17 protein-coding genes are annotated in these 18,438 nt (G+C 74.4%); 11 read left to right on the top strand and 6 right to left on the bottom strand.

Annotation, left to right across the window (positions count from 1 at the left end):
- Nucleotides 1–30: 30 nt before the first annotated feature.
- A complete protein-coding gene (locus tag ACWF41_RS00625; protein WP_380316863.1) occupies nucleotides 31–1,428 on the top strand; it encodes an MFS transporter in 1,398 nt (465 codons plus the stop codon).
- Between the two features lie 31 nt (nucleotides 1,429–1,459).
- On the opposite strand, the gene ACWF41_RS00620 is transcribed toward ACWF41_RS00625, so the two are convergent.
- Nucleotides 1,460–2,299: a hypothetical protein gene (locus ACWF41_RS00620; protein WP_380316866.1), complete on the bottom strand. Its 840-nt coding sequence runs from the start codon at nucleotides 2,297–2,299 to the stop codon at nucleotides 1,460–1,462.
- Nucleotides 2,300–2,535: 236 nt separating this feature from the next.
- On the opposite strand from ACWF41_RS00620, the gene ACWF41_RS00615 reads away from it, so the two are divergent.
- Together ACWF41_RS00615 and ACWF41_RS00610 are read left to right on the top strand one after the other, a co-directional pair.
- Entirely contained in the window at nucleotides 2,536–3,963 is a 1,428-nt protein-coding gene (locus tag ACWF41_RS00615; RefSeq protein WP_380316869.1) for an aldehyde dehydrogenase family protein, read from the top strand.
- 11 nt (nucleotides 3,964–3,974) lie between these two features.
- Nucleotides 3,975–5,513, top strand: a complete 1,539-nt coding sequence (locus tag ACWF41_RS00610) for a GMC family oxidoreductase (protein WP_380316872.1) — start codon at nucleotides 3,975–3,977, stop codon at nucleotides 5,511–5,513.
- 3 nt (nucleotides 5,514–5,516) lie between these two features.
- Here ACWF41_RS00610 and ACWF41_RS00605 read toward each other — a convergent pair whose 3' ends face one another.
- Nucleotides 5,517–6,221: an IclR family transcriptional regulator gene (locus tag ACWF41_RS00605; RefSeq protein WP_380316875.1), complete on the bottom strand. Its 705-nt coding sequence runs from the start codon at nucleotides 6,219–6,221 to the stop codon at nucleotides 5,517–5,519.
- A gap of 122 nt (nucleotides 6,222–6,343) precedes the next feature.
- Here ACWF41_RS00605 and ACWF41_RS00600 point away from each other — a divergent pair, with 122 nt between their 5' ends.
- From ACWF41_RS00600 to ACWF41_RS00585, 4 genes are all read left to right on the top strand, one after another.
- On the top strand, nucleotides 6,344–8,236 hold the full coding sequence (locus tag ACWF41_RS00600; RefSeq protein WP_380316878.1) for an FAD-binding monooxygenase: 1,893 nt from the start codon (nucleotides 6,344–6,346) through the stop codon (nucleotides 8,234–8,236).
- Between the two features lie 42 nt (nucleotides 8,237–8,278).
- A complete protein-coding gene (locus tag ACWF41_RS00595) occupies nucleotides 8,279–8,875 on the top strand; it encodes a gamma carbonic anhydrase family protein (RefSeq protein ID WP_380316881.1) in 597 nt (198 codons plus the stop codon).
- A 46-nt stretch (nucleotides 8,876–8,921) separates the two neighbouring features.
- Complete coding sequence (locus tag ACWF41_RS00590; protein ID WP_380316884.1) at nucleotides 8,922–9,650, top strand: alpha/beta fold hydrolase; 729 nt, start codon at nucleotides 8,922–8,924, stop codon at nucleotides 9,648–9,650.
- A 77-nt stretch (nucleotides 9,651–9,727) separates the two neighbouring features.
- Nucleotides 9,728–10,294, top strand: coding sequence for a dihydrofolate reductase family protein (locus ACWF41_RS00585; protein WP_380316887.1), 567 nt, complete (start codon nucleotides 9,728–9,730; stop codon nucleotides 10,292–10,294).
- Nucleotides 10,295–10,315: 21 nt separating this feature from the next.
- Here ACWF41_RS00585 and ACWF41_RS00580 read toward each other — a convergent pair whose 3' ends face one another.
- On the bottom strand, nucleotides 10,316–11,851 hold the full coding sequence (locus ACWF41_RS00580) for an HNH endonuclease signature motif containing protein (protein WP_380347042.1): 1,536 nt from the start codon (nucleotides 11,849–11,851) through the stop codon (nucleotides 10,316–10,318).
- Nucleotides 11,852–12,010: 159 nt separating this feature from the next.
- On the opposite strand from ACWF41_RS00580, the gene ACWF41_RS00575 reads away from it, so the two are divergent.
- The gene (locus ACWF41_RS00575; RefSeq protein ID WP_380326623.1) at nucleotides 12,011–12,433 is read left to right on the top strand and encodes an HIT family protein; all 423 of its coding nucleotides are present in this window, start codon (nucleotides 12,011–12,013) and stop codon (nucleotides 12,431–12,433) included.
- A 49-nt stretch (nucleotides 12,434–12,482) separates the two neighbouring features.
- Here the strand turns inward: ACWF41_RS00575 and ACWF41_RS00570 are convergent, their stop codons facing one another.
- The gene (locus ACWF41_RS00570; RefSeq protein ID WP_380326620.1) at nucleotides 12,483–14,147 is read right to left on the bottom strand and encodes a thiamine pyrophosphate-binding protein; all 1,665 of its coding nucleotides are present in this window, start codon (nucleotides 14,145–14,147) and stop codon (nucleotides 12,483–12,485) included.
- Between the two features lie 241 nt (nucleotides 14,148–14,388).
- Between ACWF41_RS00570 and ACWF41_RS00565 the strand changes: the two genes are divergently transcribed.
- The 3 genes from ACWF41_RS00565 to ACWF41_RS00555 are packed head-to-tail and all read left to right on the top strand — an operon-like array spanning nucleotide 14,389 to nucleotide 15,900.
- Complete coding sequence (locus ACWF41_RS00565; RefSeq protein WP_380326617.1) at nucleotides 14,389–14,709, top strand: ArsR/SmtB family transcription factor; 321 nt, start codon at nucleotides 14,389–14,391, stop codon at nucleotides 14,707–14,709.
- Nucleotides 14,690–15,214, top strand: coding sequence for an SRPBCC family protein (locus tag ACWF41_RS00560; RefSeq protein WP_380326614.1), 525 nt, complete (start codon nucleotides 14,690–14,692; stop codon nucleotides 15,212–15,214). Before ACWF41_RS00565 ends, ACWF41_RS00560 begins: the two co-directional genes overlap by 20 nt.
- Complete coding sequence (locus ACWF41_RS00555) at nucleotides 15,211–15,900, top strand: antibiotic biosynthesis monooxygenase family protein (RefSeq protein WP_380326611.1); 690 nt, start codon at nucleotides 15,211–15,213, stop codon at nucleotides 15,898–15,900. Before ACWF41_RS00560 ends, ACWF41_RS00555 begins: the two co-directional genes overlap by 4 nt.
- A gap of 52 nt (nucleotides 15,901–15,952) precedes the next feature.
- Here ACWF41_RS00555 and ACWF41_RS00550 read toward each other — a convergent pair whose 3' ends face one another.
- Together ACWF41_RS00550 and ACWF41_RS00545 are read right to left on the bottom strand one after the other, a co-directional pair.
- On the bottom strand, nucleotides 15,953–16,150 hold the full coding sequence (locus ACWF41_RS00550) for a hypothetical protein (RefSeq protein WP_380319118.1): 198 nt from the start codon (nucleotides 16,148–16,150) through the stop codon (nucleotides 15,953–15,955).
- A gap of 179 nt (nucleotides 16,151–16,329) precedes the next feature.
- The gene (locus tag ACWF41_RS00545; protein ID WP_380319120.1) at nucleotides 16,330–18,360 is read right to left on the bottom strand and encodes a primary-amine oxidase; all 2,031 of its coding nucleotides are present in this window, start codon (nucleotides 18,358–18,360) and stop codon (nucleotides 16,330–16,332) included.
- Nucleotides 18,361–18,438 lie beyond the last annotated feature (78 nt).

Genomic DNA, 18,438 nt, shown 5'->3' with positions numbered 1-18,438 from the left:
CCCGCGGACTGACAGAGAGGTCTTCCGGACATGACCACCGGCACCGCCGCCGCCCCCCACGGCACCGCACCTCGTGGCACCGAGAGCCGCGAGCTCCGACGGGTCGCCTTCGCGACCGTCATCGGCACCACCATCGAGTGGTACGACTTCTTCCTCTACGCCAGCGCCGCCGGACTCGTGTTCGGCACGCTGTTCTTCGAGCCGGCCGGCAAGAGCGCGGCCACCCTGCTGTCGTTCGCGACCGTGGGGATCAGCTTCCTGTTCCGCCCCCTCGGGGCGTTCCTCGCCGGCCACTTCGGCGACAAGATCGGGCGCAAGGCGATGCTCGTCGTCACGCTCGTGCTCATGGGCGGCGCGACGACCCTCATCGGCGTCCTGCCCACCTACGAGACGATCGGCATCGCCGCGCCCGCGCTCCTCGTGCTGCTGCGCATCGTCCAGGGCCTGTCGACCGGCGGCGAGTGGGGCGGCGCCGTCCTCATGGCCGTCGAGCACGCGCCCGACGGCCGCCGTGGCCGCATGGGCGCGTTCCCGCAGATCGGCGTGCCGATCGGCCTGCTCCTCGCCTCCGGCGTGCTGGCGCTCATGACCGGCGTCGTCTCCCCGGGCGACGCGTTCCTCCAGTGGGGCTGGCGCATCCCGTTCCTGCTGAGCGTGGTGCTGATCGTCGTGGGGATGATCGTGCGGCGGTCGGTGGAGGAGAGCCCCGTCTTCCTCGAGATCGCGGAGAAGAAGGCGGCCGCCAAGACGCCGATCCTCGTGCTGTTCCGCAAGCACTGGCTGCTCGTGCTGCTCGCGGCCCTCACGTTCGCCGGCAACAACGCGGCCGGCTACATGACCACCGGCGGGTACCTGCAGAACTACGCGACCACGCCGCTGGCCGACGGCGGCCTCGTCGGGATGGACCGCACCCCGGTGCTGCTCGCCGTCGCGGGCGCGTCGGTCGTCTGGCTGGCCTGCACGTTCGCGGCGGGCGCCGTCTCCGACCGCATCGGCCGCCGCAACACGTACATCATCGGCTGGGTCGCGTTCCTGGCCACCGTGTTCCTGCTGTTCCCGCTGGTGAACACCGGCAACCCGTGGCTGCTGTTCCTCGGCGTCTCGCTGTTCGCCGTCGGCAACGGGTTCACCTACGGGCAGCAGGCCGCGTACTTCGCCGAGCTGTTCCCCGCCTCGATCCGCTACTCCGGCGTGTCCATCACCTACGCGATCGGCGCGATCCTGGGCGGCGCGTTCGCGCCGACCATCGCCACCTGGCTGGTGCAGCGGACGGGCACCGCCACGTCCGTCGCGTTCTACGTGGCCGGCGTCATGGTGGTCGCGTTCGCCGCCACGCTGCTGCTGCGCGACCGCACCGGCATCCCGCTCGGCCCGGAGCACGAGCAGGAGCAGGCCGCGAGCCCGATCTACGGCGTCTCGAAGGCCTGACGGCGCTCGCACCAGCACCGGCGCGCCCCGGTCACCGGAGCAGCTTCTTGCGTACTCCGAGGTACGAGCTCTCGGTGGCCGGGCCCCACGTGCCGGTCGCGGACACGGACAGCACCCGCTGCAGCGCGGCGACGGTCTTGTCGTGCGCGGCCCGGGACTTCGGGCCCCAGACGCCGTCGGCGGTGACGCCCACCGCGCGCTGCGCCGTCCTCACGCCGTAGGGGAACTTCGTGCCGTGCATGCGGGAGGCGGCGCGGATCGCCTGCAGCCGCTGGTCGGTGTTCGTGCCCCACAGGTTGTCGCTCTGCGCCCACGGGAAGTGGGCCACCCGCTGGAGCCGCTGGGCGGTGCGAGAGCCGGTGGGCGCGAGCACGGTGCCGCGGCCGTAGTTGGACGTCGTGCCGACGTCGACGTGCACGTGGTTGCGGTGGCTCGCGGCCGACCCCGCCGTCCCGTCGCGCGCGTAGATCACGCCCAGGCCCATCGAGTCCGCCACCTTGATCGCCGTGCGCGCCCGCGTGCGCTCCGACGCGGGGGCCCCGGCCGGACCGTAGTTGAGGTCCGCGGCGAGGCCGTCGTAGTGCCACGAGCTCGTCGCGTGCGCCCCGCGGGTCACGCCGCCGTACGACGGGTGCTCCGAGACCCGGAACCCGTACGCGCGCGCCCAGCTCAGGTACGCCTCGAGGGTCGCGGACGAGCTCTTCTGGCGGCCGATCCGCAGGGCCAGGGAGCCCTCGACCGGCTGCGCGGCGGAGTCGGCGACGGCCGGTACGGCGCCGAGCGGCGCGAGCAGGACGGCGCAGACGCCGGCCGCCACGAGGTGCCGGCGGGGCACGCGGGCACGGGCGGGGACGGGCGGTCGTGAGCTCATGGGGACACCTCGCTCCTCGGCGTGGACCTCGGGTTCCGGCGAGCGCCGTCGCCCTGGGCCACCATGCCTGCGGACGGTCGGTTCTGCCAGGCGACCGTGCCTCCTGCGACATCGACGGTGCGCTGCGCGACAAGCCTCGAGGGCCCGTGCGTCCCGAGAATGACGGGACCGGTGCCGCGCGTGCGGCGCCGCCGCGCACCGCCGCACCACGCACCACACGCACCGAGGAGACGCTGATGTCCGGACCCACCCAGGCGCTCGACGAGCGCACCCTGCTCGCCCGCGTCCAGCCGCCGGAAGGGGAGGGTCGCGAGATCCTCGACGCCGCCACGCGGGAGGTGATCGGCCGCGCCCCCGAGCACACCGTCGCCGACCTGGAGGCCGCGCTCGCGACCGCGCGCGCGGCGCAGCCGGGCTGGGCCGCCCTCGGGCACGAGCGCCGCAGCGCGCTGCTGCTGGAGGCCGCCGACGCGATCGACGCGCACGCGGAGCCGCTCGCGCGCCTGCTGTCGCGCGAGCAGGGCAAGCCGCTCAACGGGCCGAACGCCCGCTTCGAGGTGGGCGCCGTCTCCGCCTGGCTGCGCACCGCCGCGACCACGGCGCTGGAGCCGGAGGTGCTCGTCGACGACGAGACGACGCACGCCGAGCTCGTGTACCGCCCGGTGGGCGTCGTCGGCGCCATCGGCCCGTGGAACTGGCCGATGATGATCGGCATCTGGCAGATCGCGCCGTCGCTGCGGATGGGCAACACCGTGGTCACGAAGCCGAGCGAGCACACCCCGCTGAGCGTCCTGGCGATGGTCGCGGTGCTCAACGACGTCCTGCCCGACGGCGTGCTGACCGCCGTCTCCGGCGACCGCGAGGTGGGCGCCCGCCTGGCCGCGCACCCCGACGTCGACAAGGTGATGTTCACGGGCTCCACCGCCACCGGCCGCCGCATCGTCGAGGCGTCGGCGGGCAACCTCGCCCGGCTCACGCTCGAGCTGGGCGGCAACGACGCCGGCATCGTGCTGCCGGGCGCGGACCCGAAGGCCATCGCCCAGGACCTGTTCTGGGGCGCGTTCATCAACACCGGACAGACGTGCGCGGCCCTCAAGCGGCTTTACGTGCACGACTCGCTCTACGAGGACGTCGTCGCCGAGCTCGCGGCGATCGCCGCCGGGACGCCCATGGGCGTCGGGCTCGACGAGGAGAACGTGCTGGGCCCGCTGCAGAACGCGCAGCAGCTCGACGTCGTCTCCCGCCTGGTCGAGGACGCGAAGGCTCGCGGCGCGCGCGTCGTCACGGGCGGCGAGGCCGCGCCCGAGCTCGGCCCGCTGTTCTACCGCGCCACGATCGTGGCCGACGTCGCCGACGGCGTGCCGCTGGTCGACGAGGAGCAGTTCGGCCCGGCGCTGCCCGTGATCCGGTACACGGACGTGGACGACGCCGTCGCGTCGGCGAACGGGCTCGATGTCGGCCTCGGCGCGTCCGTGTGGTCGGCCGACCGCGACGAGGCGCGCGCCGTCGCCGCCCGCCTGCAGGCCGGCACGGTCTGGATCAACGGCCACGGCGGCCTGCACCCGATGGTCCCGTTCGGCGGCGTGAAGTCCTCCGGCTACGGCCTGGAGTTCGGCGTCGAGGGGCTGAAGTCCGTGGCCGTGCCGCAGGTCATCAACGGTTGAGAGGGAACGACATGACGACAGCGATCGTGGTGGGCGGCGGCTCGGCGGGTTCCGTCGTGGCCCGCAGGCTGGTGGACGCCGGGGTGCAGGTCACCCTCCTGGAAGCCGGGGGAGAGGACACCAACCCGGCCATCCACGACCCGGCGCGGCAGGGCGAGCTCTGGCACAGCGCCGACGACTGGGACTACCGCACCGTGCCGCAGGAGCACGCGGCCGGCCGCCGCCTGCACCTGCCGCGCGGCAAGGTGCTGGGCGGCTCGCACGCCCTCAACGCGATGATCTGGGTGCGCGGCGCCGCGGCCGACTTCGACCACTGGGCCGAGCTCGGCAACGAGGGCTGGTCGTGGCAGGACGTGCTGCCGGTGTACCGCGACATCGAGGCGTACTCGGGCGCGCCGTCGCCGTTGCGCGGCACCGACGGCCCGCTGTGCGTCGAGGACGGGTACCCGCTCGACCCGATCCAGGAGTCGATCGTCGCCGCCGCCGTCGAGGAGGGGCTGGAGCACAACCCCGACTACAACGGCGACCACCTGGACGGCGTCTCCCAGCAGCAGGTCACGCTCCGCGACGGCCGCCGCGTCAACACGTGGACCGCCTACCTGCAGCCGGTGCGCGACCGGCTCACGATCGAGACCGGGTGCCACGTGCACTCGGTGATCGTCGAGGACGGGCGGGCCGTCGGCGTGCGCTACCGCGCCGCCGGCGAGGACCGCGAGCTGCGCGCCGACGAGGTCGTGCTCGCCGCGGGCGCGCTGGACTCGCCGGCGATCCTGCTGCGGTCCGGCATCGGGCCCGCGGACGAGCTGGCCGCGCTGGGGATCGACGTCGTCCGCGACGCCCCCGGCGTGGGGCGCAACCTGCACGACCACCTGCTGGCGCCCGTCGTCTTCCGCACGACCGAGCGCCCGGTGGGCCCGCCGCGGTCCGGGGTGTCCGTGACCCAGACGCACCTGTTCTGGCGCAGCCGCCCCGACCTCGAGGTGCCCGACACCCAGCCGATCCACTTCTCCGTCCCCATGTACGGCGAGGAGCTGGAGCCGGTGGGCGACGACGGCTTCTCGCTCCTGGCGGGGATCGTCTCGCCCCGCAGCCGCGGTGCGCTGACGCTGTCCGGCCCCGGGCTCGACGACCCGGTGCGCATCGACCTGCAGGCGCTCGCGGACCCCGAGGACGTGCGCGCGCTGGTCGCGTCGGTGCGGCAGATGCGGTCGATCGGCGCGCGCCCGGCGCTCGCCGAGGGCTGGGGCGCCGAGGAGGTCTACCCGGGCCCGGACGTGTCGGACGACGAGCTGGAGGACTACGTGCGGCGCACCGTCGTCACCTACCACCACCAGGTCGGCACCTGCCGGATGGGCGTGGACGAGGACGCCGTCGTCGACCCGCGCCTGCGGGTGCATGGGATCGAGCACCTGCGGGTGGTGGACGCGTCCGTCATGCCGCGCGTCACCACGGGCAACACGAACGCACCGTCGGTCCTCATCGGCGAGCAGGGCGCCCGGTTCCTGCTGGAGGACGTCGGCGCGCTCGGGGCGGACGAGCGGGCGGCGTAGCCCTCAGCCGCCCAGCGCGTCGCGGACGGCGCTCGCGGAGGCCGTGAGCCGGTCCGCGATGCGCTGGGCGTCGAGCGGGCTCGCGACGTGCACGACGGCGATGGCGGCGGGCCCGCGCCCCCGCAGCGCCAGGGGCACCGCCACCGACTCCAGGCTGGGGATGACCTCGTCGCGGCTCGTCGCGAACCCGCGCTCCGCGGCCTCCGCGACCGTGGCACGCAGGGGCTCGGGGGCGCCGTCGGGCCACTGCGCGGGCGGCAGCTGCGTGAGGATCGCCTTGCCCGGCGCCCCCACCGTGACGGGGTGGCGGGCGCCCGGGTGCTGGGCCACGGGCGCGACGGCGTGCCGCGGCTCGACGCTGACGAGCGTCACGCACTCGTCGTGGTCGAGGACGGCGAGGAAGCACGTCATCCCCAGCTCGTTCGCGACGGCGGTGAGCTCGGGCAGCGCCTCGGCCTGCAGGTCGTGGGCGACGCCCGCGGCGAGCGCGGCCATGCGCGGGCCGAGCGCGACGCCGCCGTGCGCGTCGCGGACGACGAGCCCGTGGTGCTCGAGCGTGCGCAGCAGCCGGTAGGCGATCGAGCGGTGCACGCCGAGCAGCCCGGCGACGTCGTCGATGGTCAGGGGCCCGCGGGCGTCGGCGAGGACCTCCAGGATGCGGATGCCGCGGCTGAGGGTCTGCGACGGGGGAGGGCCGGCGTCCGGCATGGGAGTCCTTCCGGTGGGTTACGCTTCATTCAATAGTAGAACGACGTGTTCGAATATCGAACACTAGCGTAGGTGCCCGACGCGGACGTCGGGTGGCGCATCGACGACGATGAGGAGAGCTCGTGCAGTTCCACCACCACGGTTACGTCTCCGGCGACCCGCGGGTCCAGCCGCCCGCCGGCACCGGTGTGGACCGGCCCGCCGAGCTGCCCGACGAGGTCGACGTGCTCGTCGTCGGGTCGGGGCCGGCGGGCATGCTCCTCGCCGCTCAGATGTCGCAGTACCCGGGCGTCACCACCCGCATCATCGAGAAGCGCGAGGGCCGCCTGGTGCTCGGCCAGGCGGACGGCATCCAGCCGCGCAGCGTCGAGACCTTCGACGCGTTCGGCTTCGCGGAGCGCATCATCGCCGAGGCCTACAACATCGGCTGGATGAACTTCTGGGGCCCGGACCCCGAGAACCCGAAGCAGATCGTGCGCACCACGCGCACCGAGGACTACGGCCTCAAGATCAGCGAGTTCCCGCACCTCATCGTCAACCAGGCGCGCGTGCTCGACTACTTCGCCGAGGCCGCCGCGCTCGGGCCGGGCCGCATCGTGCCCGACTACGGCGTCGAGTTTCTCGGCCTCACCGTGCACGACGGCGACGAGTACCCCGTGGAGGTGCGCGTGCGGTACTGCGCGGGCGAGCGGACCGGCGAGGAGCGCACCGTGCGCGCCAAGTACGTCGCCGGGTGCGACGGCGCCCGCAGCGCCGTGCGCGAGTCGATCGGCCGCAAGCACGTGGGCGAGTTCGCCGCGCACGCCTGGGGCGTCATGGACGTGCTCGTCAACACCGACTTCCCCGACTGGCGCACCAAGTGCGCGATCAACTCCGAGGCCGGGAACATCCTGCACATCCCCCGCGAGGGCGGGTACCTCTGCCGCCTGTACGTGGACCTCGGCGAGGTCGCCGCGGACGATCACCACCAGGTGCGCAGGACGCCCATCGAGGAGATCATCCGCCGCGCCAACGAGATCCTCAGCCCCTACACGCTCGACGTGAAGGAGGTCGCCTGGCACAGCGTCTACGAGGTCGGCCACCGCGTGACCGACAAGTTCGACGACGTGCCCGACGGCGAGGAGCACCGCACCCCGCGCGTCTTCCTCACCGGCGACGCCTGCCACACCCACAGCGCCAAGGCCGGCCAGGGGATGAACGTGTCCATGCAGGACGGGTTCAACCTCGGCTGGAAGCTCGGGTCCGTGCTCACCGGGCTGAGCCCCGAGTCGCTCCTGGCCACCTACTCCGCCGAGCGGCAGCCCGTGGCGCAGCAGCTCATCGACTTCGACCGCGAGTGGTCCAGCCTCATGGCCCGCAAGCCCGAGGAGATCTCCGACCCGCAGGAGCTCGCCGACTACTACCTCGCGACGTCGGAGTTCCCGTCCGGCTTCATGACCCAGTACGCGCCGTCGTCGATCGTCGGCACCGGCGCGCGCCAGGAGCTCGCCGGCGGGTTCCCGCTCGGCAAGCGGTTCAAGTCCGCCCAGGTGACGCGGGTGTGCGACGGCAACGCCGTCCACCTCGGTCACCACGCCAAGGCCGACGGGCGGTGGCGGATCTACGCGTTCGCCGACGCCGCCGCGCCGGGCGAGGGCTCGGCCGTGGACGCGTTCGCCGCGTGGCTCGCGTCGCCCGAGTCGCCCGTGTCGCGGTACACGCCGGAGGGGGCGGACGTCGACGCCGTCTTCGACGTCAAGGTCGTCTACCAGCAGGCGTACGAGGACGTGGACGTCGCCGTCGTGCCCGACGTGTTCCGCCCGCAGACCGGCCCGCTCGGCCTCACCGACTGGGAGAAGGTGTACGCGGCCGCCCCGTCCGCCTGGAACCCGGACGACATCTTCGCCGAGCGCGAGCTGTCCCGCGACGGCGTGGTCGTCGTCGTGCGCCCCGACCAGTACGTCGCGCACATCCTGCCGCTCGACGCCACCGACGAGCTCGCCGCGTTCTTCGCCGGGGTGTTCGTCGGCCGCTGAGCCGGGACGAGGCCGGAGGGCGCGGCTGGTACGGTCCCGGCCATGCTGGTCCGTCATCGAGGAGACACGCCCACCGTCGACCCGTCGGCGTACGTCGCACCGACGGCGGTGCTGGTCGGCGACGTGCACGTGGCGGCCGGGGCGCGGATCCTGCACGGTGCCGTCCTCTCCGCCGAGGACGGCACCGTCGTCGTCGGCCGCGACACCGTGGTGATGGAGCAGGCGCTCGTGCGCGGCCGCAGCGGCCACGACGCGCGCCTGGGCGACGCCGTGCTGGTGGGCCCGCACGCCCACGTCAACGGCAGCACGGTCGAGGACGAGGCGTTCGTCGCGACCGGTGCCGCGCTGTTCCCGGGCAGCCGGATCGGCGCCGGGGCCGAGGTACGCATCCACGGCGTCGTGCACGTCAACACCGTCCTCCCGCCCGGCGCGGTCGTGCCGATCGGGTGGGTCGCCGTGGGCGACCCGGCCCGGATCCTGCCGCCCGGCAGCCACGACGAGATCTGGGCCGTGCAGCGCGAGCTCGACTTCCCGGGCACCGTCTACGGGGCGACGCGGGACACGCCGATGCGCGAGACGATGCGGCGCCAGTCGGAGTTCTACGGCACGCACCGCGACGACGAGGTGCTGCCGCAATGACGTACCGGCGCAAGGACGGGACCGCGACCCGGCCCGTGCGCGGCCGATGAACGGCGACCTGCCGCGGCTGCACGTGCGTGAGTGGGGCGGCGGCGACCGCACGGCCCTGCTGCTGCACGGGTTCATGGGGTCGGGGGACTCCTGGTGGCGCGTCGGGCCGGCGCTCGCGGAGTCGGGGTGGCGGGTCCTGGCACCGGACCTGCCCGGGCACGGCAGCTCCCCGCGGGACCCTCAGCTCACCGTGCCGCGGGCGGCGCGGGCCGTCGTCGCGACCTTCCGGGAGCGGTCGACTGCCGGGCCCGAGATCGCCGTCGGCCACTCGTACGGAGGAGTGGTGCTCGCCGCCGCGCGCGCGGAGCTCCGGCCGGCCAGGACGGTGCTGGTCGACGCCCTGCCGCGGTTCCGCGGCGGCGGCGACCCGGTGGAGCTCCGCGCGGACTACGAGCGCGACCGCCGGGCCCGCACGTACGACGATCTCCGGCGCACGCGCCCGCACTACGGCGAGCAGGACGCGCGGGTCGAGGCCGCGGCCGCGGAGGCGTTCGACCCGGTCACCGCCGCGGCCGTCGTGTCGTCGCCGGACGGGGACTGGCCGCTGCCCGCCGGCGCGGCCGTGATCCGTCCCGCGCCGAGCGCCTTCGTCCCCGACGACGACGCGGCACGCCTCGCGGCGGGCGGGGTGGTCGTGCGCGACGTGCCCGGGGCGGCGCACTCGGTCTGGTACGGCCACTACGAGGAGTTCATGGCCGCGCTCCGCGAGGTGCTGCCGCGCTGAGGCCCGCGGGCGACGGCGTCCGGCGGTGGCGATACTGGGGGCGACCAGGAGTGGCCAGCGGCCGAGGAGGCCCCGCGATGGCAGACCTGATGATCGACTACATCACCTCGCTCGACGGGTTCGGCTCCGCCGAGGGGTGGCCCGGCCTGTGGGGCATGGGCGGGCCGGACTACTTCGCGTTCCTCGAGGAGGACGGCCGGCAGGAGTGGACGACGCTGCTGGGCGCCACGACCTACCGGCTGTTCGCGCGGTTCGCGGAGACCGGCGAGGAGGAGATGGCCGAGGTCACGGCGCGGCCGAAGGTCGTGTTCTCCCGGACCCTCACCGAGCCGCTGGAATGGGCCAACACCACGCTCGTCGCGGGCGACGCCGTCGCGGCCGTGCGCGCGATGAAGGAGGGCGACGTGCCGCTCCGGACCATCGGCAGCCGGGGGCTGGCCCGCTCGCTGCTGACCGCGGGACTTGTCGACCGGATCCGTGTGGTGGTGTTCCCCGTGGTCAACGGCGCCAGCGGCGGCGACCGCCTCTACGACGGCTGGCCCGACGTTCGCCTGGAGCTCCTCGACAGCCGCACCCTCGACGGCCGGTTGCAGCTGCTCGAGTACGCCCCGACGGTGCTGGACGGCCCGCCCGGCGTCGGCTGAGCGGCCGTCCTGGCGGCGTCGTCAGAACGGCGGGTCGCCGGGTTCGGGACCTGCTCGTCCGGGGCTCACGCGCTCGGCTGGAGGGGAATACCCCGCCCGTTCGGGCGCCGGTGTCTCGGTCTCGGTTGCCGACGCCTCGGCCGCGGTCTGGAGGGCGAGGTGCTGTGTCTCGGTGGCCCAGGCGTCGAGGTGGTCGAGGGTGTGGTCCGCGGATCCGGGCTCGGTGAGGTAGGTGCGGCCGCGGGGTGAGGTCCAGGCCAGGACGCCGGTGCCGGGCCGGCCGCCCGGCCGGTCGTGGAGGTGTTCGACGGTCCATCGGGACTCGTGCTTCAACGTGTGGTGACGGCGGCACAGTGCGGCGAGGTTGGTGGCGTCGGTGGTGCCGCCGTGCTCCCAGGCGGTGGTGTGGTCGAGGTCGCAGCGTCGTGTGGGGATGCGGCAGCCGGGGAACCGGCAGGTGAGGTCGCGTTGGGTGAGGAAGGCGCGTAGGTCGGCGGGCACGACGTAGGAGCGTCGGTCGACGGTGAGCATCGCGCCGGTGACGGGGTCGGTGAGCAGGCGTCGCAGGGTGGGGGCGCGGGCGGTGAGGTGGCGTGCGGTCTCCGCGTCGATGGGGATGGTGCCGTCCAGCAGGCCCGGACTCTCGCTGGTGCCGGTGAGGGTGGTGATCGGGACGGTCACGTGCACCACGGGCCGGACGGTGCGCGCCAGCGTGGCGAGCGGATCGGGCAGGTCCGGTAGATCTGGTGGTGCCGTCCCTGGCGGGGTGTTCGGGTTGGTTGCCGCGCCTGGCGGTCCTGCGGCGTGCGTGGCGTGCGAATCCGTCACCTGGTGGTCGTCGAGGAGGAGGGCGGCCAGGGCCGCGGCGCGCAGCTGCCCGACCCTGCGCGGGTCACCGTCCGTCTTGGCGCGGGTGGCGGTGCGGTGCAGGCGGTCGTAGACGGCACGCGCGACGGGGGTCGGCAGGTGCGCGGTGAGCCAGGACATCCCGTCGGTGCCGTCGTCGACCCATACGTCCGCCTTCAGGGCGGCGGCCTGGTGGCGGACCTCGGCGGGCACCGGGTGCAGCCGGTCCCGCGCGGCGCGGACGAGCGCCCCGAACCGTGCCGCCGTCATCCCGGGTGCCCGGTCCAGGACCGCGCGCTCGACCCGCACGGCGACGCTCGGGGGCAGGCCTGCGACCGCGTCCGCGAGCTTGGCCGCGTGCTGGTAGCTGATCGTTCCCGCGCACAACGCCTCCAGCGTCGCGGTCGCCTTCGAGGCCAGGACCTCGGCGTCGGCGAGCCAGCCGGCCGCGACGTGCTCGCTGACCCCGAGCGCGCACGCGACCTCCGCGACCAGCGCACGGTGCGCGACCGAGCCGCGACGCTCCGGAGAAGCCGACGACACCCGCTCCACGCCCAGGTCCAGCATCGCCGACTCGTGCGTCGTGGCGAGGACCTCGGCCAGCGCGACCGTGCGCCGTCCCGCCGCCGCGTTCACCGCCGCCTGCTCGTCCGCCGCCCGGTCCAGCGCAGCATCAAGCCGCGAAGCGGCGGTGCTGGGCGGGGTGGCCATACGAGCACTCAACCACCCGCCACCGACACGTTCTCGAACAGGTGTTCGACGACGAGCAGGTCATCGTCGGCCTGCCCGGCGGCGCCCCCGGACGGGGCGGTCGCATGGCAGGATGCCCACGGCCTCCGGGCCAGGACGGACCGAGCGGAAGGCTGTGGAGTGGGCGACCCGACGACGTGCGTGTTCTGCGGGCTGATCGCGTCAGGGGAGGGGTCCTGGGTCGCGCGCGAGCCGGACGCGGTCGCCTTCCTGCCGCGGCCGGGCGGGGAGCTCGCGCCGGGCCACACGCTCGTCGTCCCCCGTGATCACTGCGTCGGGGTGCTGGACGCGAGCCCCCAGGTCATGGCCGCGACGATGGCGCTCGTGCAGCGCGTCTCGGTGGCCATGACCAGGGCGCTCGGGGCGACCGGCGTGGTGCTGCTCAACGCGAGCGGGCCGTTCTCGGGGCAGTCGGTCGACCACCTGCACGTCCACGTCGTGCCGCGCTGGCCGGGCGACGAGGCGACGCTCTGGCCGAGCGACCGGTCGTCCCACGAGCCGATCCCCGCCGCCGCCGCGTTGCTGTCCGCCGAGCTGCGGTAGGCGCCCCAGGCTTCCGGGCGCACCTCGACGTCGAACGCGAGGGGCCCTCTCAACGCGTGCGGCTCACCCGCAGGACCTCCTCCTGCCACGGCGCGACGACGGTGGGCGAGACGTGGCAGTCGAGCATGAGGAAGCGGCGCTGGTCGACGGGCTCGCGCGCCCAGGTCCCGAGGCGGTCGAGGTCGTCGAGGGTGCGCACGACCACGCCCTCGGCGCCGACGGCGGCGGCGAGCGCGGCGAAGTCGGTCTCGGGGATGCGCATGGGCTCCTCGGCGAGGCCCTGCCGCCCGTAGACGTGCACCTCGGCGCCGTACACGGCGTCGTTCCAGACGACGGCGACGCCCCGGCCGCCGGCGGTGCGCACGGCGGTCTCGAGGTCGGCGAGGGCCATGAGGCCGCCGCCGTCGCCGGTGGTGAGGACGACGGTGGCGTCGGGCAGGGCGGCGGCGGCGCCGGGCACGCTGGGGAAGCCGAGGCCGATGGACTGGTAGGCGGTGCCGACCATCATCATCCGGTCGGGGGAGGCCACCGGCCAGTACATGTTGGCCCAGCCGATGAAGTGGCCGCCGTCGGAGACGACGACGCGGTCGGCGGGCAGCAGGGCGCCGATGCGGCTCGCGACGCCGCGCGGGTCGAGCCGGCCGTCGGAGGCGATCCCGTCGGCGGGGCCGGTGTCGTAGGCGCGGGCCGCCGCGACGCCGACGGAGTCGCGCCAGCCGGACGGTGTGGCCCCGAGGGTGCGCAGCTCGTCGAGCAGCGCGCGGGTCACGAGGGCGGCGTCGCCGCGGATGAACGAGCCCACGTGACGGTGGGTGGCCGCCTCGGCGGTGTCGACCTGGACCACGCGCGTGCCGGGGGAGAAGAGGTCCCCGAACCGCATCGTGAACTGGTTGAGCGACGCGCCCACGACGACGGCGACGTCCGCCTCGCGCACGAGCGCCATCGCGCCGTCGGCGCCGAAGCCGCCGGCGACGCCGAGGTCGTAGCGGGCGTCGGGGAAGACGCCGCGGCCGAGGGCCGTCGACGCGGTGAGGGCGCCGGTGGCCTCGGCGAGCTCGCCCAGCGCCTCGCCCGCGCCGGCCAGCCACGCGCCCCGTCCGGCGAGGAGCAGCGGCCGCTCGGCCCCGGCGAGGGCGCGCGCGAGGTCGGTGATCGCGGCGGCGTCGAACGGACCGACGGGCGCGAGCGGGCCGGGGAGCGCGGGCTCGGGGGCCTCGGGCACGGGGCCGGCCTCGCGGGCGGCGACGTCGTAGGGGATCGCGAGCACGACCGGCACGCGGTAGGTCAGGGAGTGCTCGATCGCGATGACGGTGGTCGCGGCGGCGTCCGCGCGGCCGACGGTATAGGTGCGGGCGCCGACGGCGGCGGCCATGGCGATCTGGTCGACGTCCCACGGGCGCGGGCCGGATGTGGGCTCGTCGCCGGTGAGGAGCACGAGGGGCACCCGCGCCTGCGCGGCCTCCGCGAGCGCGGTGAGCGTGTTGGTGAAGCCGGCGCCGTAGGTGGCGGTGGCGGCGGCGATGCGGCCTGACGCGCGGAAGTAGGCGTCGGCGGCGACGACGCCGCCGGCCTCGTGCCGGACGGCGGTGAAGCGGGCGGAGGTGTGGCGCTCGACGTCGTCGAGGAACCAGGCGTTGCCGTTGCCCATGACGCCGAAGACGTGGTCGACGTGCTGGGCGAGGGTGCGGGCGACGTGGGCGGACACGGTGGGCACGGGGCCTCCAGGGAACAGTGACGGATGAGTGGTGTGCGTCCGTATGTGTCCCGTGCGGTCCCGACGCCGGGTCCGAGGTGCTGACTGTGCAGTGGTGACTGCCGGTGACCGGGCTGCCGTGCGCCCCTTTTTCGAGCGCGGGCGGCACCAGTCCGCCTCGACGACGGCGAGTATAGCCCCGCCGCTTCGCCCGTCGGGAGGGTTGTGGAGGCCATCCGTAAGCGGTAACTTACCGTTGGTGATGGCTGACCGATCCGGGTTCGCCGCCCTGGCGGATCCGACACGACGCGAGATCTTCGAGCGGGTCGCGGCCCGCCCCTCGTCGGTGAGCGTGCTCGCCGACGACCTCCCGGTGAGCCGTCCGGCGGTCTCCCAGCACCTGCGGGTGCTCAAGGACGCCGGGCTGGTGGTCGACGAGGCCGTGGGGACCCGGCGGGTGTACCGCGCCGACCCCGATGGGGTGGCGATGCTGCGCGACTACCTCGACCTCTTCTGGCGTCGCTCGCTCGACACCTTCGCGTCCGTCGCCGAGGAGACCTTCCATGAGCGTCCACACCCCTGAGCCCACCGCACCCACCGCCGTCTCCCACGCGGTGGACGTCGCGGCCCCGGTCGAGCACGTCTTCGACGTGTTCACCCTGCAGATGCCGCGCTGGTGGGACCCTGACCACCACCTGCTCGACGCCGTCGTCGACATGATCGTCGAGCCGCGCGTCGGCGGCACGATCACCGAGGTCGCCGCCACCGGGGAACGGTGCACGTTCGCCCGCGTGCTCGCGTTCGACCGCCCCACCCGGTTCGCCTTCAGCTGGGACGTCTCGCCACGCTGGGAGGTCGAGACCGACCCCGCCCGGTGCAGCGAGGTGCACGTCTCGTTCACCGCGACGGGCGACGCGACCACGCGCGTCGTCCTCGAGCACCGGCACCTCGACCGGCACGGCGAGGGCTGGGGCGGCATGCGCGACGCCGTCGGCGCCGACGACGGCTGGGCTCTCGACCTGCGGCGGTTCGCCGCGGTCGCGGGCGAGGAGGCGAGCCGGGCCGACGTCGAGGGGAGGACGTCGTGACCTTCGCGTTCGTCGCCATCCACCACCCGCGGCCGGAGCGGCGCCAGGAGCTGCTCGACGGGATGCTCGAGATGGGCACGGTCATGGCCGCCGCCCCGGGGTACCTCGGCGCGGGGCCGTGGGAGGACGCGCACACCGACCGCATCCTCGGCATCTCGTTCTGGGAGTCGGAGGCCGCGTTCCGGGCGGCCGTGCCGCCAGGGATCGGCGACCCTAGCGACGAGGTCCCGGAGGCCGAGACCCGCCCCCGCGACGTGTTCCTCCTGCAGTCGTACGAGCGGCCCGACGCCGACGGCTTCGCCGCGTTCTTCGAGGCGATGTCGGACGACGAGGGCGGCTCCGGGGCCGACGGGTTCGCCGAGCAGTTCCTCAGCCTCGACCCGTCGACCGTGGCGGTCGTGGGCCGCGAGCAGCTGCGCGCCGCGCTGCCCGCCCGGCACGCGATGTTCGGGTCGATCGGCGCGACGGGAACGCGGCTGAGCGGCCTCGACGTCACCCGCCTCGACGACCGGCACGTGCTCGCCCGCACCACGTGGGACGTGCTCTTCGCCGACGAGTCGGCCGAGCCGATGCGGCTCGAGTCGACGTACCTGTTGCGCCGCGACGGCGGGCGGTGGCAGGCGGTGGTCTACCTCAACCACCGGGACGTCGCCGCGGAGGTCGCCGCGCGGGCCGGCAGGGGATGACAGGGGGCTGGCCCGTCCCGCGCGCGGCGCGGGACGGGCCAGCCGTGTGCCGTCAGGCGGGAACGGCGCTGAAGCGCTGCTCCACGTCGTCAAACTCGACGACGCGCACGCGCACGGTGTCGCCCACCGTGGCGTCTCCGCCGCGGACGAGACCGGGCACGCCGTCCGCGGTCACGAGGACACCGAACGGCGCGACGGTAGTCACCACCGCCGTCGTCTCGGCGCCCGGGGTCATGAGGGGTCCGGACATGCTGCTCACCCCCTTCCCTGTCTCGGGGTGCGCCGGCGGCCGTGGTACCCGCCGTCCCTGTGTCCTCCGTCGTCGCGGGGCGGGCGGGCCCGGGCGGCCCCCGGGATGCACGGGCCGAACGTATCCCCGTGCGGGCGAGGGCGTCCAGCGTCGGGCCGGGTCGGGTGGTTCGGCCGCGGTCAGTGGGAGCAGGTGCAGCCGCCGCCGCCGCAGCAGCCGCCGCCGGTGCCGTCGGAGGACGTGCCGGGCGCGCAGTGCGAGGCCGCGCCGTCGGGCAGGTCCATCGCCGGGTTGCGGTCCAGGAAGCCGTAGGGCTTGAGGGTGAAGCCGGAGTAGTCGACCGGCATGATCGGCCAGTCCTCGGGCCGCGGGACGTGCGTGGGGCCGAAGACGTGCCACAGCACCAGGTCGGTGCCGTCGAGGTCGCGGTCGGCGGCCGTCCAGGCGGGCAGCCCGGCGCCGCCGGCGTGCGCGTTGGGGTAGTCGCCGGCGGGGAACCGCTCGGCGTCGTCGAACGCGGTGGCCCACAGGTGCTTGGTCGCGAACGTCGCGCGACCGTGCACGGTCGACTCGGGCTGCGCCATGAGCAGCGGCCCGCCCTGCGGCACCAGGTGGTAGGCGGTCGGCCTGCCCACGTGGTTGCGGCGGTGGGCGCTCGCGACCTCCCACACGCGGCCCGACGCCGGCGCGGCGAGGCGCTGCGCCTCCGACTCGCGCGTCAGCGGTGTGCTGCGCCACGTGAACGCGTTGCCGTACGGGTTGTCCTCGCCGGTGGGGATGCCGACGACGTCGACCTCGTGCAGCGTGTTGTCCTCCCCGTCGACCGCCATGTCGAGGCGCGCGCAGAACAGGTGCTGGTGCACGGGCGTGAACACGCCGGGTGCGATCTCCGGGGCGTGCGGGTTGTCGCTGCCGGGGATGCCGGCGCCGGCGAAGACGATGCCGGTCGCCTTGGCCTCCACCTGGATCGTGCCGTCGAGGTACAGGTACCAGAAGAAGCCGTAGTCGTAGTTGCCGATCGTGGCGAAGTAGCTGATCACCAGGCGGCGGCTGCGGCGCACCTCCGCCCTGCCCGCGAGGTCGGTGTGCTTCCAGAGGATCCCGTAGTCCTCCTCGTGCATGCACACGACCTGCGGGATCTTCACCGGGTGGCCGTGGTCGTCCGCGACGAACCCGTCGAAGTAGTGGATGACGCCGAGGCAGTCGCAGCCCAGCGCGAGCGAGTTCGCGTTCTTGCCCAGCAGGTACTCGCCGGCGTCGAAGTAGCTGATCCAGAACCGGGTGCTGGTCGTGTCGCCGTACGGCACCACCATCTCCGGCACGCTGCCGCGGTGCATGACCGGGCGCTCCTCGTCGCCGTCGCGGAACGTGACGGTGTTGAGCACCAGGCCCTCGCGGGCGTTGAAGCCCACGCGGAACCGCCAGTTCTCCCAGGTCACCTCGCTGCCGTCGACGGCGAAGCTCGGGCCCTCCGGCTGGGTGATCTCGATCGGCTTGAGCGACGTGCGGGCCGGGCCCTGCGCGGCGAGCGAGTAGTCGCCGGACGCCATCGGGACGGGCACGTCGCCGTCGTCCTCGACGCGGATCACCTCGCCCGCGGTGAGGTCGATGTGCACGATCAGCCCCTCGACGGGGTGCGCCCACGGGCTGTCGTCGGGGCGGGTGCGCAGGAACGTCAGCGACCGGATGACGCGGCGGCCCACCTCGTCCTCGCGGCCGAAGAACCCGGGAGCGAGCGGACCGCAGAACGCGTCCTCGACGTACTCGTCCAGCCCGCGGCGGTGCATCGCCGCCCGCCACTCCGGGGAGGCCTTGGCGATCTCGGCGGCCGCGTCGTACTCCTCGAACAGGTACTGCGGCTGCCCGTACGGCGGCGTGTCGTTCTCGAGCGGCGCGTGCCGGTCGACCTCCCGGCGCGTCACCGAGACGACGGCCTCGGCCGCCGCGCCCGTGGCACGGTCCAGGAGCGTCGCGACCACGCGCCGGTCCAGAGGGGCGCCCGGGCGCCACGCGGCCACCTCGTCCTTGGACGGCTCCACCGGCAGCAGCTGCGGCACCCGCACGGTCTCGCCGAGCAGGCCGGCCGACGCGAGCACCTCCCGGGCGGTCGCGATCTCGTCCGCGGTCAGCGGGTCCAGCGGGTGGGTGACGTCCACGGGCGTGCTCACGCGGGCGCCGTGGGTGTGCGTGGTGTCGGGGAGGTGCGTCATCGGGGTCCTCGGTCTCGCGGTCGGTCCGCCCAGTGTCGGCAGGCGACCGCCCGCCGGCCATGACCCTGCGCGCTCGAC

It is taken from the genome of Isoptericola sp. NPDC055063 (assembly GCF_053608125.1).
Note: the sequence above shows the minus strand (reverse complement) of the source record. Positions and strands in the feature narration are given on the sequence as shown.

What these genes read in the sequence shown, in the direction of transcription:
- ACWF41_RS00580 (WP_380347042.1), bottom strand. Translation starts at nt 11,851, where the DNA reads ATGGCCACCCCGCCCAGCACCGCCGCTTCGCGGCTTGATGCTGCGCTG.
- ACWF41_RS00620 (WP_380316866.1), bottom strand. Translation starts at nt 2,299, where the DNA reads ATGAGCTCACGACCGCCCGTCCCCGCCCGTGCCCGCGTGCCCCGCCGG.
- ACWF41_RS00585 (WP_380316887.1), top strand. Translation starts at nt 9,728, where the DNA reads ATGGCAGACCTGATGATCGACTACATCACCTCGCTCGACGGGTTCGGC.
- ACWF41_RS00590 (WP_380316884.1), top strand. Translation starts at nt 8,922, where the DNA reads ATGAACGGCGACCTGCCGCGGCTGCACGTGCGTGAGTGGGGCGGCGGC.
- ACWF41_RS00615 (WP_380316869.1), top strand. Translation starts at nt 2,536, where the DNA reads ATGTCCGGACCCACCCAGGCGCTCGACGAGCGCACCCTGCTCGCCCGC.
- ACWF41_RS00595 (WP_380316881.1), top strand. Translation starts at nt 8,279, where the DNA reads ATGCTGGTCCGTCATCGAGGAGACACGCCCACCGTCGACCCGTCGGCG.
- ACWF41_RS00545 (WP_380319120.1), bottom strand. Translation starts at nt 18,360, where the DNA reads ATGACGCACCTCCCCGACACCACGCACACCCACGGCGCCCGCGTGAGC.
- ACWF41_RS00625 (WP_380316863.1), top strand. Translation starts at nt 31, where the DNA reads ATGACCACCGGCACCGCCGCCGCCCCCCACGGCACCGCACCTCGTGGC.
- ACWF41_RS00610 (WP_380316872.1), top strand. Translation starts at nt 3,975, where the DNA reads ATGACGACAGCGATCGTGGTGGGCGGCGGCTCGGCGGGTTCCGTCGTG.
- ACWF41_RS00560 (WP_380326614.1), top strand. Translation starts at nt 14,690, where the DNA reads ATGAGCGTCCACACCCCTGAGCCCACCGCACCCACCGCCGTCTCCCAC.
- ACWF41_RS00605 (WP_380316875.1), bottom strand. Translation starts at nt 6,221, where the DNA reads ATGCCGGACGCCGGCCCTCCCCCGTCGCAGACCCTCAGCCGCGGCATC.
- ACWF41_RS00550 (WP_380319118.1), bottom strand. Translation starts at nt 16,150, where the DNA reads ATGTCCGGACCCCTCATGACCCCGGGCGCCGAGACGACGGCGGTGGTG.
- ACWF41_RS00565 (WP_380326617.1), top strand. Translation starts at nt 14,389, where the DNA reads ATGGCTGACCGATCCGGGTTCGCCGCCCTGGCGGATCCGACACGACGC.